The organism is Chryseobacterium sp. JAH (assembly GCF_001507335.1).
Classification (GTDB): Bacteria; Bacteroidota; Bacteroidia; order Flavobacteriales; family Weeksellaceae; genus Chryseobacterium.
The window spans coordinates 796,481-814,241 of the sequence record NZ_LMAH01000001.1; the positions used below are offsets into that span (position 1 = coordinate 796,481).

Annotated in this window: 9 protein-coding genes, 2 tRNA genes and 3 rRNA genes; 5 read left to right on the forward strand and 9 right to left on the reverse strand. The window is 39.2% G+C overall.

The features are described from left to right. Positions 1–37: 37 nt before the first annotated feature. The 3 genes from AR685_RS03690 to AR685_RS03700 all read right to left on the reverse strand — a co-directional run bounded on the left by AR685_RS03690 (position 38) and on the right by AR685_RS03700 (position 3,916). Positions 38–2,155 (reverse strand): type IA DNA topoisomerase, encoded by a 2,118-nt coding sequence (locus tag AR685_RS03690; protein WP_059123745.1) that lies wholly within the window; start codon positions 2,153–2,155, stop codon positions 38–40. Between the two features lie 376 nt (positions 2,156–2,531). Then, a complete protein-coding gene (locus AR685_RS03695; protein ID WP_047445948.1) occupies positions 2,532–3,086 on the reverse strand; it encodes a DUF2652 domain-containing protein in 555 nt (184 codons plus the stop codon). An 83-nt stretch (positions 3,087–3,169) separates the two neighbouring features. Beyond that, the gene (locus tag AR685_RS03700) at positions 3,170–3,916 is read right to left on the reverse strand and encodes a metallophosphoesterase (protein ID WP_047445946.1); all 747 of its coding nucleotides are present in this window, start codon (positions 3,914–3,916) and stop codon (positions 3,170–3,172) included. A gap of 354 nt (positions 3,917–4,270) precedes the next feature. Here AR685_RS03700 and AR685_RS03705 point away from each other — a divergent pair, with 354 nt between their 5' ends. The 5 genes from AR685_RS03705 to AR685_RS03725 all read left to right on the forward strand — a co-directional run bounded on the left by AR685_RS03705 (position 4,271) and on the right by AR685_RS03725 (position 10,360). Further along, positions 4,271–5,269 (forward strand): EamA family transporter, encoded by a 999-nt coding sequence (locus tag AR685_RS03705; RefSeq protein ID WP_059123746.1) that lies wholly within the window; start codon positions 4,271–4,273, stop codon positions 5,267–5,269. A gap of 12 nt (positions 5,270–5,281) precedes the next feature. After that, positions 5,282–6,310: a methionine ABC transporter ATP-binding protein gene (locus tag AR685_RS03710; protein WP_059123747.1), complete on the forward strand. Its 1,029-nt coding sequence runs from the start codon at positions 5,282–5,284 to the stop codon at positions 6,308–6,310. After that, positions 6,303–6,959 (forward strand): methionine ABC transporter permease MetI, encoded by a 657-nt coding sequence (gene metI / locus AR685_RS03715; RefSeq protein WP_059123748.1) that lies wholly within the window; start codon positions 6,303–6,305, stop codon positions 6,957–6,959. The genes AR685_RS03710 and metI overlap by 8 nt, the downstream gene beginning before the upstream one ends. A gap of 51 nt (positions 6,960–7,010) precedes the next feature. Continuing rightward, positions 7,011–7,820 carry a methionine ABC transporter substrate-binding lipoprotein MetQ gene (gene metQ, locus AR685_RS03720; protein WP_059123749.1) on the forward strand — a complete coding sequence of 270 codons (810 nt, stop codon included), beginning with the start codon at positions 7,011–7,013 and terminating at the stop codon, positions 7,818–7,820. 278 nt (positions 7,821–8,098) lie between these two features. Further along, entirely contained in the window at positions 8,099–10,360 is a 2,262-nt protein-coding gene (locus tag AR685_RS03725; protein ID WP_059123750.1) for a glycoside hydrolase family 3 C-terminal domain-containing protein, read from the forward strand. A 94-nt stretch (positions 10,361–10,454) separates the two neighbouring features. On the opposite strand, the gene AR685_RS03730 is transcribed toward AR685_RS03725, so the two are convergent. The 6 genes from AR685_RS03730 to AR685_RS03755 all read right to left on the reverse strand — a co-directional run bounded on the left by AR685_RS03730 (position 10,455) and on the right by AR685_RS03755 (position 17,331). Continuing rightward, the gene (locus tag AR685_RS03730; protein WP_059123751.1) at positions 10,455–11,399 is read right to left on the reverse strand and encodes an aldo/keto reductase; all 945 of its coding nucleotides are present in this window, start codon (positions 11,397–11,399) and stop codon (positions 10,455–10,457) included. 552 nt (positions 11,400–11,951) lie between these two features. Continuing rightward, positions 11,952–12,059, reverse strand: a 5S ribosomal RNA gene (gene rrf / locus AR685_RS03735). A gap of 149 nt (positions 12,060–12,208) precedes the next feature. Further along, positions 12,209–14,968, reverse strand: a 23S ribosomal RNA gene (locus tag AR685_RS03740). Between the two features lie 206 nt (positions 14,969–15,174). Continuing rightward, positions 15,175–15,248: transfer RNA gene (locus AR685_RS03745), tRNA-Ala, on the reverse strand. A gap of 86 nt (positions 15,249–15,334) precedes the next feature. Further along, positions 15,335–15,408 (reverse strand) — tRNA-Ile (locus AR685_RS03750). A gap of 406 nt (positions 15,409–15,814) precedes the next feature. Further along, positions 15,815–17,331, reverse strand: a 16S ribosomal RNA gene (locus AR685_RS03755). The 16S, 23S and 5S rRNA genes sit together here with 2 tRNA genes alongside, the layout of an rRNA operon. Positions 17,332–17,761 lie beyond the last annotated feature (430 nt).

Sequence of the window (17,761 nt, forward strand, 5' to 3'; positions counted from 1 at the left end):
CTAATTGCTAAATTAATTTTCACTTGGCTACTTTTAATTAAACCAAAACCGTTAAATATTCGGGGGAAAGCGAGACAATTCCTTCGGCTATACTCTCCGGATGCGTGGTGAAGCCTTTTAGCTTTGAAGTTTTTCCTTTTAAAACCAAATCCATCAATTGCTTATCAGAAAGTTTTTTGCCAAAAATGTCAAACGAAACTTTAAAGCCGCAGTTTTTAAAATCGGAACATCCGACTGCGGTTTTCCCTTTCATCAGGTTGTGAGATTTGCATTTTGGGCATTTCGTTTCTTCCCAGGACTGTAATTCTTTCTTTACGGCCGGTTCACGTTTCTTCTTTTCTTTGACTTCTTCTTTTTCTTCGTGCAGGGTGAAGACTTTAGCTTTTCCGTCAACAACTTTTTTGGTGAGTTCCCTGATCATTTGAATTAATTCGTCTTTGAACTGATTGGCTTCATATTCACCGCTCTCAATTTTACGAAGTTTTAATTCCCACTCTCCCGTTAATTCGGGACTTTTCAGCAACTCATCTTCAATCGTATCAATCAATTGAATCCCAGTAGAAGTCGCTACTAAATTTTTCTTTTTCCTTTCAATATATTTTCTTTTGAAAAGCGTTTCTATGATGTTGGCTCGGGTTGAAGGTCTTCCGATTCCGTTATTCTTCAACATTTCACGAAGTTCTTCGTCGTCGACCTGCTTTCCGGCAGTTTCCATAGCTCGAAGTAAAGTTGCTTCAGTGTAGGCTTTTGGCGGCGAAGTTTTTCCCTGATGAATCATCGGTTCGTGAGGCCCGGTTTCCCCAACTTTAAACTCAGGAATGGTCTGTTCTTCGTCCTTATCTTTTTCTTTATCCGTCGTTGATTCCTCTTTGGCATAAACGGCTCTCCAGCCCGGTTCAAGAATTTGTCTTCCGCTTGTCTTAAACGGAATTGTGCCTACCTGAGCTTCCACCAAAGTATTTGAAATTTTACATTCAGGATAAAATACGGCGATAAAACGCTTCGCAATTAAATCATAAATCAATTTCTCTTCTCTCGTCAAATTTTGAGAAGGCGGAATTTCAGTCGGAATAATTGCATGGTGATCCGTCACTTTAGCATCATCAAAAACTGCTTTCGATTTTGGAATCGGCTGTTCGAGCAAAGGCGAAATCAACTCTTTATAAATGACCATGCTTTGAAGAATGCCACCAATTTTCGGATATAAACTTTCGGATAGATACGTCGTATCAACACGGGGATATGTGACGTGCTTTTTCTCGTAAAGACTCTGAATATATTTTAAAGTACTGTCTGCAGAATACCCAAATTTTTTATTGGCTTCCACCTGAAGTCCGGTCAGATCAAACAGTCTTGGATTTTTTTCTTTGCCTTCTTTAATTTCAAATGAAAGAATTTCAAAAGGATTCACTTTCAGATATTCTAAACCTTTTTCGGCACGGTCTAATGTTTTTAAACGGTCGATTGCCGCATTAAAAATAACGTCACGGTATTTGGTTTTCAGTTCCCAATATTCTTCGGTGGAGAATGCATCAATCTCTTTCTGACGTTGAACAAGCATGGCCAAAGTGGGAGTCTGCACTCTTCCGATAGACAAAACCGCTTTATTTCCGCCAAATTTTTTGGTAAAAAGTCGGGTGGCATTGATTCCCAACAACCAGTCCCCTATTGCTCTTGCGTTTCCTGCGAGATATAGATTTTTGTAATCTTCTGCAGGTTTTAATTTCTGAAAACCTTCTTTAATGGCTTCTTCCGTCAATGATGAAATCCACAGACGCTGTACAGGTTTGTCGCATTTTGCTTTCTGCAAAACCCAACGCTGAATGAGTTCTCCCTCCTGTCCTGCATCCCCGCAGTTAATGACTTCATCGCATTCGGCGACCAATCTTTCAATGACTTTAAACTGATTTTCAACGCCTTGATTCGGAATTAATTTAATCCCGAAATTCGTGGGAATAATCGGCAGCAGAAACAAATTCCAGGATTTATACTGCGGACCGTAGTCATGAGGTTCTTTGAGGGTACAGAGATGCCCGAAAGTCCATGTTACACAATAGCCGTTTCCTTCCATATAGCCCTGTTTAGGCATGGTTGCACCCAATACTTTGGCAATATCTCTGGCAACACTGGGTTTTTCGGCAATACAAAGTTTCATGAATAATCGGGTTATGGAAAGGGGTGCAAAAGTCGGGATTTTTTTTGCATTCATCCAAATTTAGTTAAGATTAAAACCTTTACAATTTAATTTAATAAATATTAATAGTTGATCATTTTATCTCGTCATAATGTCCATCAAACTATAAATTAAACTATTTGGTAATAAAACAGTTTTCAAATTCAAAAGTTTAATTTGCCTGATGTATTAAAGCAAATAATTAAAATTAATATTTGTCATTCTGACGAAGGAACAATATCTACATTCAACAAGAGATTCTTCACTCCATTTAATTTCGTTCAGATAACATTTAATCATAAGACAAAACGTCCAAATTTCTCTAAAAGTAAATAACAAAGAATTAATAATATATTTACTACTCTACATTTCCAAAATATTGAATCGCTCCAACTTCTGATACATGCATTATTTCTTTATTTGAATCTGCTTCGTCTTTATGGGAACTCTCCAAAAAAGAATGACTGTACAAAGCGTAAGAAGGTTGCTCAGCCAAATCATTTTTCAGCATTTGGTGAGCTTCCACAACGGGTTTTCCGTATAGTTTTTTGAAACTTCCAATGTTGTATTGTGTAAATTTCCCGTAGTGAACGATGAATTTTAATGATAATTCGATGGTGGTATTCAACATTTCGCTCAGTTCCAGAATTTTCATATTGAAAGCATTTCTCATATTCCGAAGCATCTTAGAAACTTTTTGATAGGAAGGTTTTTGGTCGTATTTATAGAACAAAATCGCATCGCCCTCAATTTCAGAAATATCAAAATACTGATTGTTTACATCAATCAAAATAGAAAGTAGTTGTCTTACAATATATTCTCCGGTATAAAGTTTTGTATTGAACACAAATTCAGTGAATCCACTGAAATCAGGAATCAGAATAATCCCGTTTTGAATGTTTGTATTCTTCATAATTTTAGGTTTTAAAACCTTTATTTTTTTAGACGGAGAAAGTTTTCTTTTACTTTAAAATTTGAAGATTTTTCGTGTAAAAATTAAACTTCAATAATCAGTTCTCTCTCATAACCATTATATTTTTCAGTGATATAGCCATGAGGATTGCAGATAATTTCCGTCTCTCCGATTTTATATCTAGATGGCGTATGAATATGACCGTGAATCCAGTACAGCGGCTGATGTTCTTTAATGAAATCCTCCAAATTGGAAGCATATGCTGAAGTGACCGGATCATTTTTAAAATGTTCAGGAACAGATTGCAAACTTGGTGCATGATGCGTAACCACAATATTTTTCATACCTTTTGAATTCTCCAGACTTTCTTTGAGCCAATGCCTTGAAAATTGATGAATTTTAAAGGTGTCAATAGATCTCATTTTGGAATAAGAAGGATCTCGGGTGATTTTCTTATAATCATTCATCACAGACTGGCTGGTCATTCCATAAAATCGAGGATCCCCAAAAATCGAAAAATCTGTCCATAAAGTTGCCCCATGAAATCTAATTCCATCAATGTCAACAGAAGAATCTTCAAGCACAGATACATTAGAATCTTTTGCAGCTTCTTTTATTTTGTTTAAAGTTTTTGGGTAAGAACCTTTGTAATATTCGTGATTTCCAAGAACGTAAATAACGGGTTTACTAGTAATTTTAGTTTTAATCCACTCAATTCCTTTCGTACCTAAATTGATGTCTCCTGCTAAAACAACAACATCCGACTGATCAAAAGACAGATCGGTAAAACCAAATTCCTGATGCAAATCACTGATGATCTGGATGTTCATTTTTTAAAAGTAACTTAATTTTTTTAAAAAAACGAAATATTGTTTCATTAGAAAAATAAATATCTAAAAATCAAAAGCTTACATATGAACCATTAAAAAGTCTACTAAAAAAGTAGACTAATAAGAATATATGTTTTATATTTGCACCGTAATCAGGTTTGGAAATGAAAACAAATACAAAATTCAGATACAATTCTATGAAGAAGATAAACATCATGCACATGATGATGTATTGCTGTATGCCTTTATATATGAATTTTAGTGGATGACCTTACTTTTATTATGACATATTTTTAAAGGCTTTACCACGTTGTAAAGCCTTTTTTATTTAAAAAAACCAGTAAAAAAAATAATATGAAAACAACTGATTTTAAAAACAAATGGCTGGTTCCTATTGCCTTTGCCAACATCTATATTATCTGGGGAATTACTTTCCTCGCCATCTCATTCGGATTGACCGGATTTCCGCCCTTTATACTTTCGGGATTCAGATTCTTTGCTGCCGGAATTTTACTCATCGGTTATTTGACGGCAAAAGGTGAAAAAGCTAATTCTCTTAAAAACTGGTGGAAAAATGCAGTCACAGGAATTCTGATTCTGACCGGAGGAACAGGTCTCGTCGCATGGGGTGAGCAATATGTTACTGCTTCTGAAGCTGCCATCGCTATTGCAACCGGGCCGTTTTGGTTCATTGCCATCGATAAAAAGAACTGGAGTTATTACTTTTCAGACAAATTTATTCCTATAGGATTGCTGTTAGGTTTTGCCGGACTGCTTTTATTTTTAAATGGAAGCGTGAATGCACATACTGCAAATGTGGATGCGTCTTTGAGAATTATCGCCTTTATTGTTCTCGCGTTAAGTTCGGTTGCCTGGGTTTTGGGATCTTTATATTCAAAGAAAAATCCGGCAGATCATTCAACTTTTATGAATATTTCACAACAGTTGATTGTAGCAGGTCTTGCATCATTTTTGGTTGCAGTTTTCAGAAATGAATGGACAGGTTTTTCCATCAACACCGTTCCTGTTTCGGCCTGGCTGGGTTTACTTTTTTTAATTGTTTTCGGATCCATCATCGCATATATCTCGTACATCTGGCTTTTATCGGTAAAACCTGCAGCCATCGTGAGCACGCATACCTATATCAATCCGATCGTTACGGTTATTGCAGGATTTATCATTGCCAATCAGACAATCAACCGAAATCAGCTGTATGGATTGCTCATCATTCTGATTGGGGTTCTTTTAACGAACGTCACTAAATATTTCAAACTTTCAAAACGGTCAAAAGCAAAAATCAGAAGAACTGTAAGACATTTCAGCAGAATCAGCAGACCTTATCAACCCATGTAATTAAAATAAATAATGATAGAAATTAAAAACATATCAAAAACATTTCATCAGAATAAACAGTCTTTTAAGGCTTTGGATGAAGTGAATCTCAACATCGAACAAGGCGATATTGTAGGAATTATCGGGTTTTCCGGAGCTGGAAAAAGTACATTGATTCGCACCGTCAATCTTTTGGAAAGACCGGATCAGGGACAGATCATCGTCAATGGGACAGATTTCACCAAGTTAAGTTCGAAACAACTCGCAAAAGAGCGTAAAAAAATCGGGATGATTTTCCAGCATTTTAATCTGCTTTCTTCAAGAACGGTTTTTGAAAATGTAGCGCTTCCTTTGGAACTGGATCAGCTTAAAAAAGATCAGATTCGTGAGAAAGTCAATGAACTTTTAAAAATTGTCGGATTGGAAGATAAAGCGAATGATTATCCTAAAAGTCTGTCCGGCGGACAAAAACAGAGGGTTGCCATTGCGAGAGCTTTAGCCAACGATCCTTATTTACTGCTTTGTGACGAAGCGACGAGCGCACTCGATCCTGCTACAACGAAGTCTATTCTTCAACTTTTAAAAGATATCAATCACCGTTTAGGAATCACCATTTTACTGATTACTCACGAAATGGATGTCATAAAAGCAATTTGTAATCACGTTTCCGTCATCGACCAAGGTAAACTGGTCGTGAAGGGAACACTCAAGGAAATTATCTCAAACAGAGATCATCCGATCATCAAACAATTTATAAATTCAGGAAACATGACAATACCTCAGGAATTCACAAAAACACTTCAGAAAGAACCGCAGGACGGCTTATTTCCGTTGGTTGAAGTTGAACTTAACGAAGACATCAGCGTTGAAAAGCTGCTTTCAAAAATATATGATGAATATAAAATTCCTTACCAGCTTCTGAAAGCCGATGTAGAATATTTGGGAAGCGCAAATATCGGAACACTGTTGCTTCATTTAAAAGGAAAAACTGAAGAAAATCAAAAAGCAATCTATTATTTTAACCAGAATAAAATTCAAAATATACTAAGAGGATATGCTTAATGAAACCGTGATTTCCCTTTTATCTAAAGGACTTTGGGAAACAATATTTATGACTTTCGCATCGGGCTTTTTTGGTTTTGCTTTAGGATTACCGGTTGGAATTTTATTGTTTTTAACTAAAAAAGGTCAGCTTTTAGAAAATATTATTTACAACAGAATTTTGTCTGTTTTGGTTAATATTTTCAGATCTATCCCTTTTATTATTCTGATTGTGTGGATGATTCCTTTTACGAGATCATTGGTCGGAACTTCAATTGGAGTGAATGCTGCCTTGGTTCCTTTAAGTATTGGTGCAGCTCCGTTTGTTGCAAGACTGGTTGAAAACAGCCTGCTCGAAATTCCACAGGGTCTGATTGAAACAGCAAGAGCTTTGGGAGCGAGTCCGTTTCAGATTATCAGAAAAGTTTTATTGCCTGAAGCTTTGCCGTCGCTTATCAACAATGCGAGTATCACACTGATTACTTTGGTGGGTTATTCCGCAATGGGAGGAGCAGTGGGCGCAGGTGGATTGGGCCAGATCGGTTATCAGTATGGATATATCGGTTATGATGCTGTGATTATGAATTTGGTTCTCGGTTTACTCGTGGCTTTGGTGTTTATCATTCAGTTTGCAGGTGATCGATTGGCGAAGAAGTTTGATCATCGTTAAGTACAAAAAGTTTTAACGTTAATAATAGACAATAATTAAAAATAATTTACAATGAAAAAAATAAAGATTTTAGGTTTTGCAGCAGCAGGTTTGTTGTTATTGGCTTCATGCAATTCGCCAAAAAAAGATGATCCGAATTACATAAAAGTAGGAATTACTTCAGGTCCTGAACAGGAAATTGCCGAAACTGCAAAAAAAGTAGCAAAAGAAAAGTATAATCTTGAAGTTGAATTGATTTCATTCAACGATTATGTGATTCCCAATGAAGCCCTGAATAATGGCGATATCGATGCGAATGCCTTTCAGCACGTTCCATATTTGACTGAACAGTCAAAACAGCGTGGCTATAAATTGGCTGTAATCGGAAATACTTTTGTTTATCCGATTATTGCGTATTCAAAAAAAATCAAAACAATTGCACAGTTACAGAATGGAAATACCATAGTAATTCCCAATGATCCCACAAATGGAGGAAGATCTTTGCTTCTTCTTCAGAAAAACGGACTTTTGAAACTGAAAGACGGTGTCGGATTATTACCGAAAGTCACCGATATTAGAGAGAATCCAAAACAGTTAAAAATTCTTGAAATCGAAGCGCCTCAATTACCCAGAGTTTTGGATGATAAAGAAGTGATAATTGCTATCATCAATAATAATTTTGCAGCACAGGCCGGTTTGGATGCCAATGAATTCGGAATTTTTAAAGAAGATAAAGATTCACCGTATATGAATGTCGTCGTTTCCAGAGAAGACAATAAGAATGATGAAAAAGTTAAAAACTTTCTGAAAGCCTATCAATCTGCAGAAGTAGCAAAAAAAGCTGATGAAATCTTTAAAGGCGGTGCTGTGAAAGGATTTTAATGATTTTTTTTATTGTTGATTATGAAAGGTCAATAGTCATTTCATTGCCTAAAATTTCCATCCTTGAGATGGATTTTTTTTACCCAAAAAAAAGCCTCCTTTCAGGATTGGAGGAAAAAATTTACATTCTCATTATTAAATAAGAAATCTTTTAGCAAAAAGAATTGGGAATATATTAATATCACAATTAACCATAAAATAACCAAAATTCATTTTCTCATTTTGAGATAATAAATAATTTTGCGTATTTTTGTTAGCAATCAATAAAAAGGTTTTTTATGTTAAAGAAAACTGCCATTGTAGGTTTATTCACACTACTATCTGCTTATTCTATGGCTCAAAATACGACACTTCCAATTTATCTCGATGAATCTAAACCTGTTGAACAAAGAGTTCAGGATGCACTTTCGAGAATGACTTTAGAGGAAAAAATTGCAATGCTTCACGCACAGTCGAAATTCAGCTCTCCCGGAGTTCCTAGACTGGGAATCCCTGAATTCTGGACAACAGACGGACCTCACGGTGTAAGACCTGAAGTGATGTGGGACGAATGGAACCAAGCGGGATGGACGAATGATTCTATAATCGCCTACCCTGCATTAACTGCTTTATCTGCAACATGGAACAAAAAAATGTCATGGAATTACGGCAAAGCGTTAGGTGAAGAAGCACGATACAGAAAAAAAGATATTCTCCTCGGACCCGGAGTCAACATTTACAGAACTCCTCTTAATGGTAGAAACTTTGAATACATGGGTGAAGATCCATATTTAACTTCAAAAATGGTTGTTCCTTATATCAAGGGAGTTCAGTCAAACGGAGTAGCTACTTCTGTAAAGCATTATGCACTCAACAACCAAGAAATGTTCCGTCATACGAGCAATGTGAATATTGATGATAGAACGTTGTATGAAATTTATCTTCCACCATTTAAAGCGGCAGTTACCGAAGGAGATTCGTGGACAATCATGGGAGCTTATGATATGTATAAAGGTCAATATGCAAGTCAGAACCAATATCTTTTAAATGATATTCTTAAAAAAGAATGGGGCTACAAAGGTGTTGTGGTTTCAGACTGGGGAGCTGTAAATAATACCGAACAGGCCATCCACAACGGATTGGATCTTGAATTCGGAAGTTGGACCAACGGGCTTTCAGCGGGAACCAAAAATGCGTATGACAACTATTATTTAGCACAACCTTACTTACATTTAATTAAATCTGGAAAAGTAGGTACAAAAGAACTGGATGATAAAGTAACAAGACTTTTAAATCTAGCTTACAAAACTACGATGAATACAAAGAAGCCTTTCGGAAATGTGGCTTCTGAGGAACATAAAGCGGTTGCTAAAGAAATAGGTGAAGAAGGAATTGTTTTGTTAAAAAATCAGGGAAATGTACTTCCAATCGATGTAAATAAAGCAAAAAAAATCGCTGTGATCGGTGAAAATGCGATCAAAATAATGACTGTCGGTGGAGGCTCATCTTCTTTAAAAGTGAAATACGAAACTTTACCTTTAGATGGAATTAAAGCAAGATTCGGAAAACAAACAGATGTACAGTTTGCAAGAGGTTATGTAGGTGATATTGGAGGCGAATACAATGGGGTAAAATCAGGTCAAGATCTCAAAGATGATCGTTCTGCAGATGAATTATTAAAGGAAGCTGTTGAGTTAGCTAAAAAATCTGACTACGTGATTTTTGTTGGAGGTTTGAATAAATCTGACTATCAGGACAGTGAAGGAAACGATAGAAAAAGCTACGGCTTGCCATATAATCAGGATAACGTCATTGCTGCCTTAGCGAAAGCAAACAAGAATTTTGCAGTGGTTTTGGTTTCTGGAAATGCGGTTGCAATGCCCTGGATCAAAGATGTTCCTTCAGTTCTTCAATCATGGTATTTAGGTTCTGAAGCAGGAAATTCTATTGCTTCGGTTTTGGCAGGTGATGCGAATCCTTCAGGAAAGTTGCCTTTCTCTTTCCCTTTTAAACTGGAAGATAATGCAGCTCATGCAATGGGTGAATATCCTGGAAATAAAAAAGAATTGGCTGCCGGAAAAGGAAAAGATCAGCAAAATCCAATCAATATTACTTATAATGAGGGAGTTTTCGTTGGTTATCGTTGGCATGATACAAAAAAAATTAAACCATTATTCAGTTTTGGACACGGTTTAAGCTATACCACTTTTGAATTTGGAAAAGCAAAGACTGACAAAACGACGATTGGTCAGGATGATAAGATCACTTTCTCAGTTAACCTAAAAAATACAGGAAAGAGAGCAGGAGCAGAAGTCGTACAGCTCTATATTTCAGATTTGAAATCATCTGTTCCAAGACCAACGAAAGAACTGAAAGGTTTCGAAAAAGTATTTTTAAATCCCGGAGAAGAAAAAGAAGTGAGCATTACCGTTGATAAATCTGCTTTAAGTTTCTTTGATGCCGATAAGCACGAATGGGTCGCAGAACCCGGTGATTTTGAAGCACAAATCGGAAACTCTTCTGATGCCATTAAAACTAAAGTGAAATTTACTTTAAAGTAAGTCCACAGAAAAAATACCAGATCACATTTATATAAAATCCCGGTCACTCAGCTTTTCGAAGTGCCGGGATTTTATTTGTACAAATTTTGAATAGTTATTGACTCACTTTATTCAAAAGTTCAATATCCGCATCGCTTAAGCTTAAATCCGGAGCCTTAAATAAAGTTTTCAACTGGGATTCGCTTGTTGCACTTACAATTGGGGCAGTAACCAAGGGATTTGCCAACAACCAAGCCAAAGCAACGGAAGCCTGAGTTGTTTCATGCTTTTCGCTGATTGTATCTAAAGCTTTTAGTACTTCTAAACCTTTTTCATTTAGATATTTTCTTACACCTTCTCCTCTTGCACTTTTTACAAGATCTTCTTCAGTTCTATACTTTCCTGTCAGAAATCCGGCAGCCAAAGACCAGTAAGTAAAAACACTTAGATCATATTCTCTGACTAAACCCGCGTATTGAGTTTCAAATTTTTCTCTTTCCAAAAGATTATAATGGGGCTGTAAAGCAACATATTTGGGAAGATTATTTTTTTCTGCTACTTCAAAAGATTCTTTCAATCTTTCAGGAGAAAGGTTAGATGCAGCAATATAACGGACTTTACCCGCTTTGATAATCTCGTCATAAGCTTCTAAAGTCTCTTCAATAGGAGTCTTATTGTCATCAAAATGCGTGTAATATAAATCAATATGATCGGTCTTTAGTCTTGTCAATGATTCATTTACAGATTTCAAAATATGTTTCTTGCTGATATCAAAATCATGTTCTTTCGTTTCTGATCCAACTTTTGTTGCAATCACCAGATCATTACGATTTCCTCTCGCCTTCATCCAATTTCCAATGATTTCTTCCGATTGTCCACCTTTTCCATTGACCCACCAAGAATAAGTGTCTGCTGTATCTATAAAATTAAAATCAGCTCCAGCGAACTGGTCTAAAATATCAAAAGATTCCTTTTCATCTAAGGTCCACCCAAAAACATTTCCTCCAAAATTAACTGGCGCCACATACAGATCCGTATTCTTAATATTTCTTTTTTTCATAAACTTACTTTCTTTTATAGGACTAATTTACGAACGACTTGTGTAGAATCACTTCTTTAGTAAGCATTAAAAATAATAGGTGTAATAGAGAAAATAAATACAACCAGAAAGTGCATTTAAATCGATGACCATTTATGGCAAAAGAAAATTGAAAAATATGACTTAAGATTTCTATGTTTTTTCCAGGAGCTTATTCCGGCTCTCCACTGTATCTTTTTTGCGCCTTTGCTTTTGGCTGTGCACACAAAAAAGGATGTCGTTGCGATCCGGGCTAGTGAAGATTACCTTCTACACGATTTGTCTAGGTAATCATTGATTTTTAATGATCATTTTTCGGATGATTGATACTTGATAACTATATATTATCATTGTTTTATAAATCAGATTGATGAACAGAACTTCCAGCTAATTGACTCAAAACCCATTTTCTGCATTCACTTGGCTCTTTGTTCTTTTACTTTCTAGTTTGTTTACCCGCTACTCTGTATGTTCATACAAAAGTTGAGCACAAAAAAAAGTCTCACACAAATAAATGTATGAGACTTTTAAAAAAACTGGCGGCGACCTACTCTCCCGCTTTCGCAGTACCATCGGCGCTGGTGGGCTTAACTTCTGTGTTCGGAATGGGAACAGGTGAGCCCCACCGCTAAAACCACCCTAAAGGTTGTATATAAGATATCAGAGGATAGATTTCAGATTTCTGACTTTATAAGTCGGTCATCTGATGTCTTATTTCTGACAGCTGTTTTAAGCGATAAGAATATTCACAAAGAGAGAACCTTGAATGCGCAATTAAGGCTTGCCAATTAGGCAATAAATCTACGGGTAATTAGTACTACTCGGCTATGCTGTTACCAACTTTACACCTGTAGCCTATCAACGTCGTCATCTCCAACGACCCTTAAAAGATGTCTCATCTTGAGGCGAGTTTCGCACTTATATGCTTTCAGTGCTTATCTCTTCCAAACGTAGCTACTCAGCGGTGCACCTGGCGGTACAACTGATACACCAGAGGTTTGTTCAATTCGGTCCTCTCGTACTAGAATCAAGCCCTCTCAAACATCTAACGCCCGCAATAGATAGAGACCGAACTGTCTCACGACGTTCTGAACCCAGCTCGCGTGCCACTTTAATGGGCGAACAGCCCAACCCTTGGGACCTTCTCCAGCCCCAGGATGTGACGAGCCGACATCGAGGTGCCGAACCTCCCCGTCGATGTGAGCTCTTGGGGGAGACTAGCCTGTTATCCCCGGAGTACCTTTTATCCTATGAGCGATGGCCCTTCCATACGGAACCACCGGATCACTATGTCCTGCTTTCGCACCTGATCGACTTGTAGGTCTCACAGTCAAGCACCCTTATGCCATTACACTCTACGCACGGTTACCAAGCGTGCTGAGGGTACCTTTGAAAGCCTCCGTTACTCTTTTGGAGGCGACCACCCCAGTCAAACTACCCACCACGCAGTGTCCTTCTAAAAGAAGTTAGGCTCCAAGTAAGTAAAGGGTGGTATTTCAACGTTGACTCCACAAACACTAGCGTGCCTGCTTCAAAGTCTCCCACCTATCCTACACATTACTTACTCAAAGTCAATACGAAGTTATAGTAAAGGTTCACAGGGTCTTTTCGTCCCATTGCGGGTAAACGGCATCTTCACCGTTACTACAATTTCACAGAGCTCATGGTTGAGACAGTGCCCAGATCGTTACACCATTCGTGCAGGTCGGAACTTACCCGACAAGGAATTTCGCTACCTTAGGACCGTTATAGTTACGGCCGCCGTTTACTGGGGCTTCAGTCAAACGCTTCGCATTGCTGCTAACGCCCTTCCTTAACCTTCCAGCACCGGGCAGGTGTCAGACCCTATACAGCATCTTTCGATTTAGCAGAGTCCTGTGTTTTTGATAAACAGTCGCCTGGGCCTCTTCACTGCGGCCAGCATTGCTGCTGGCGTCTCTTCTTCCGAAGTTACGAGACTATTTTGCCTAGTTCCTTAACCATGATTCACTCTAGCACCTTAGGATTCTCTCCTCGACTACCTGTGTCGGTTTTGGTACGGGTTGCTTCACTTCGGCTTTTCTTGGAAGCACTTTCCTTACAGCAACTTCGCCCGAAGGCTAGGTCTTGACTATTCCGTCAGTCTCCAGTAAGTACGGCACTCCGTCCCCTTTTTAGTGTGAGCAAGTATGGGAATATTAACCCATTGTCCATCCACTACCCCTTTCGGGTTCGCGTTAGGTCCCGACTAACCCTCAGCTGATTAGCATGGCTGAGGAAACCTTAGTCTTTCGGTGAGCGGGTTTCTCGCCCGCTTTATCGTTACTTATGCCTACATTTTCTTTTCTGTACGCTCCACAATGGCTCACGCCACTGCTTCTGTGCAAACAGAATGCTCCCCTACCAGATACAACCCTAAGTTGTAAATCCATAGCTTCGGTAATATGTTTATGCCCGATTATTATCCATGCCGGACCGCTCGACTAGTGAGCTGTTACGCACTCTTTAAATGAATGGCTGCTTCCAAGCCAACATCCTAGCTGTCAATGCAGTCCAACCGCGTTGCTTCAACTTAACATATATTTGGGGACCTTAGCTGTTGGTCTGGGTTCTTTCCCTCTCGGACACGGACCTTAGCACCCGCGCCCTCACTGCCGTGGAACATTTATTAGCATTCGGAGTTTGTCAGGAATTGGTAGGATTTGACTCCCCCGCATCCAATCAGTAGCTCTACCTCTAATAAACTTATACACGACGCTGCACCTAAATGCATTTCGGGGAGTACGAGCTATCTCCCAGTTTGATTGGCCTTTCACCCCTACCCACAGGTCATCCGAAGACTTTTCAACGTCAACCGGTTCGGTCCTCCACTTTGTGTTACCAAAGCTTCAACCTGCCCATGGGTAGATCACAAGGTTTCGCGTCTAATACTACTAACTAAGCGCCCTATTCAGACTCGCTTTCGCTCCGGCTCCGTACCTGAAGTACTTAACCTCGCTAGTAACATTAACTCGTAGGCTCATTATGCAAAAGGCACGCCGTCACCCAACTTGTGGGCTCCGACCGCTTGTAGGCGTACGGTTTCAGGTTCTATTTCACCCTTCTATTCGAAGTGCTTTTCACCTTTCCTTCACAGTACTTGTTCACTATCGGTCTTTCAGGAGTATTTAGCCTTGGAGGATGGTCCCCCCATATTCAGACAGGATTTCACGTGTCCCGCCCTACTCATTTATCACTTAAATATGCCTTTCATGTACGGGGCTATCACCCTCTACGGCTGTTCTTTCCAGAACATTCTATTAAACATATAAAAGCTTTTGGGCTAATCCGCGTTCGCTCGCCACTACTTACGGAATCTCTTCGATTTCTTTTCCTCAGGGTACTTAGATGTTTCAGTTCTCCTGGTTTGCTCCTCTTACGAGGTGACATGTCTTCAACATGCCGGGTTGCCCCATTCGGACATCTGCGGATCAATTCGTGTGTGCCGATCCCCGCAGCTTTTCGCAGCTTACCGCGTCCTTCTTCGCCTCTGAAAGCCTAGGCATCCGCCATACGCCCTTAACGATTTCTTTCCTAATTATTAATTAGTTCAGTATTGTTTGTCTAATATTACTATTAAACTATTTTTTGTAAACTCAAACGCTTAATTGCGCTCGGTTTTCTCTTTGTGATATTTTTACCGTTAATGTCAATGATCTTAATGTCTTTCTGCTCGTCTGATAAATGGATATTTGTTTTGGCTCTATCCATCAACTTTTAAATCAAACTCACAAAACTGTGGAGAATAAGGGAGTCGAACCCTTGACCTCCTGCGTGCAAGGCAGGCGCTCTAGCCAGCTGAGCTAATTCCCCCTCTAGTTAGACTTGGAGATTAAAGAATAAAGAACAAAGACTTATCTTTCTTCTTTTCTCTCTCTTCTTCACGTCTTTTCAATTAGTAGTCTCGGGCAGGCTCGAACTGCCGACCTCTACATTATCAGTGTAGCGCTCTAACCAGCTGAGCTACGAGACTCTGTTATGAGTAATGGGTCATAAGTAATCAAGTTATATATTTATATCTCTCTTTACTTCACCTTCATACTCAATCTCTCTTCCCTAATACTAATTTCTAGTGGGTTTTGTATTTTTATAATATAAGCAACCGAGTAAAAAACTAAAACGTTTTCTTAAAGTAAGTGCATGGTACATTGAGCTACGAGACTCTGTTATGAGTAATGGGTCATAAGTAATCAAGTTATATATTTATATCTCTCTTTACTTCACCTTCATACTCAATCTCTCTTCCCTAATACTAATTTCTAGTGGGTTTTGTATTTTTATAATATAAGCAACCGAGTAAAAAACTAAAACGTTTTCTTTTAAGTAAGTGCATGGTACAGTAAAGTACCTTTATTTGTTTAACGTCCAAAGACGCTCTAAAATGAGATGTTCCAGCCGCACCTTCCGGTACGGCTACCTTGTTACGACTTAGCCCTAGTTACCTGTTTTACCCTAGGCAGCTCCTGTTACGGTCACCGACTTCAGGTACCCCAGACTTCCATGGCTTGACGGGCGGTGTGTACAAGGCCCGGGAACGTATTCACCGCGCCATGGCTGATGCGCGATTACTAGCGATTCCAGCTTCATAGAGTCGAGTTGCAGACTCCAATCCGAACTGAGACCGGCTTTCGAGATTCGCATCACATCGCTGTGTAGCTGCCCTCTGTACCGGCCATTGTATTACGTGTGTGGCCCAAGGCGTAAGGGCCGTGATGATTTGACGTCATCCCCACCTTCCTCTCTACTTGCGTAGGCAGTCTCACTAGAGTCCCCAACTTAATGATGGCAACTAGTGACAGGGGTTGCGCTCGTTGCAGGACTTAACCTAACACCTCACGGCACGAGCTGACGACAACCATGCAGCACCTTGAAAATTGTCCGAAGAAAAGTCTATTTCTAAACCTGTCAATTCCCATTTAAGCCTTGGTAAGGTTCCTCGCGTATCATCGAATTAAACCACATAATCCACCGCTTGTGCGGGCCCCCGTCAATTCCTTTGAGTTTCATTCTTGCGAACGTACTCCCCAGGTGGCTAACTTATCACTTTCGCTTAGTCTCTGAATCCGAAGACCCAAAAACGAGTTAGCATCGTTTACGGCGTGGACTACCAGGGTATCTAATCCTGTTCGCTCCCCACGCTTTCGTCCATCAGCGTCAGTTAAAACATAGTGACCTGCCTTCGCAATTGGTGTTCTAAGTAATATCTATGCATTTCACCGCTACACTACTTATTCCAGCCACTTCTACTTTACTCAAGACCCGCAGTATCAATGGCAGTTTCATAGTTAAGCTATGAGATTTCACCACTGACTTACGAGTCCGCCTACGGACCCTTTAAACCCAATAAATCCGGATAACGCTTGCACCCTCCGTATTACCGCGGCTGCTGGCACGGAGTTAGCCGGTGCTTATTCGTATAGTACCTTCAGCTACTCTCACGAGAGTAGGTTTATCCCTATACAAAAGAAGTTTACAACCCATAGGGCCGTCGTCCTTCACGCGGGATGGCTGGATCAGGCTCTCACCCATTGTCCAATATTCCTCACTGCTGCCTCCCGTAGGAGTCTGGTCCGTGTCTCAGTACCAGTGTGGGGGATCACCCTCTCAGGCCCCCTAAAGATCATTGACTTGGTGAGCCGTTACCTCACCAACTATCTAATCTTGCGCGTGCCCATCTCTATCCACCGGAGTTTTCAATATCTTACGATGCCGTAAAATATATTATGGGGTATTAATCTTCCTTTCGAAAGGCTATCCCCCTGATAAAGGTAGGTTGCACACGTGTTCCGCACCCGTGCGCCGCTCTCAAAGATCCGAAGATCTTCTACCGCTCGGCTTGCATGTGTTAGGCCTCCCGCTAGCGTTCATCCTGAGCCAGGATCAAACTCTCCATTGTATGTTTGTCTGACTCACTCAAAGTTTTGACGCTTTAGTTTTTCCTTACTTGGTTGTTATATCTATTTTTCAATGATCTCTCTTCTTACGCTTACTCAGCTACCCTTTTCTGTCGTTGGGCTTTGCCGTATTTGCGTGTGCAAAAGTAAAACTTTATTTCTAATTGACCAAATGTTTTTTAAGAAATTTTAAAGTTTTTTAAGTAACCCTAAACCCTTTTTCAAACACTCAATCCATCAACTCCTGCGCTCCCCGTATCGGGACTGCAAAGATATAAACTTTTTCTAAACCCGCAAATTTTATTTAACTAAAATTTTTGACGTTTCTAAGATTATAATCTATAAAAGCTTTTTCGTTTATGCCTAACTAAAGGCTCTTCTGCGCTACCGAATCTCTCTCGTTTTTCAGTGGGGCAAAAGTAGTACGTTTTC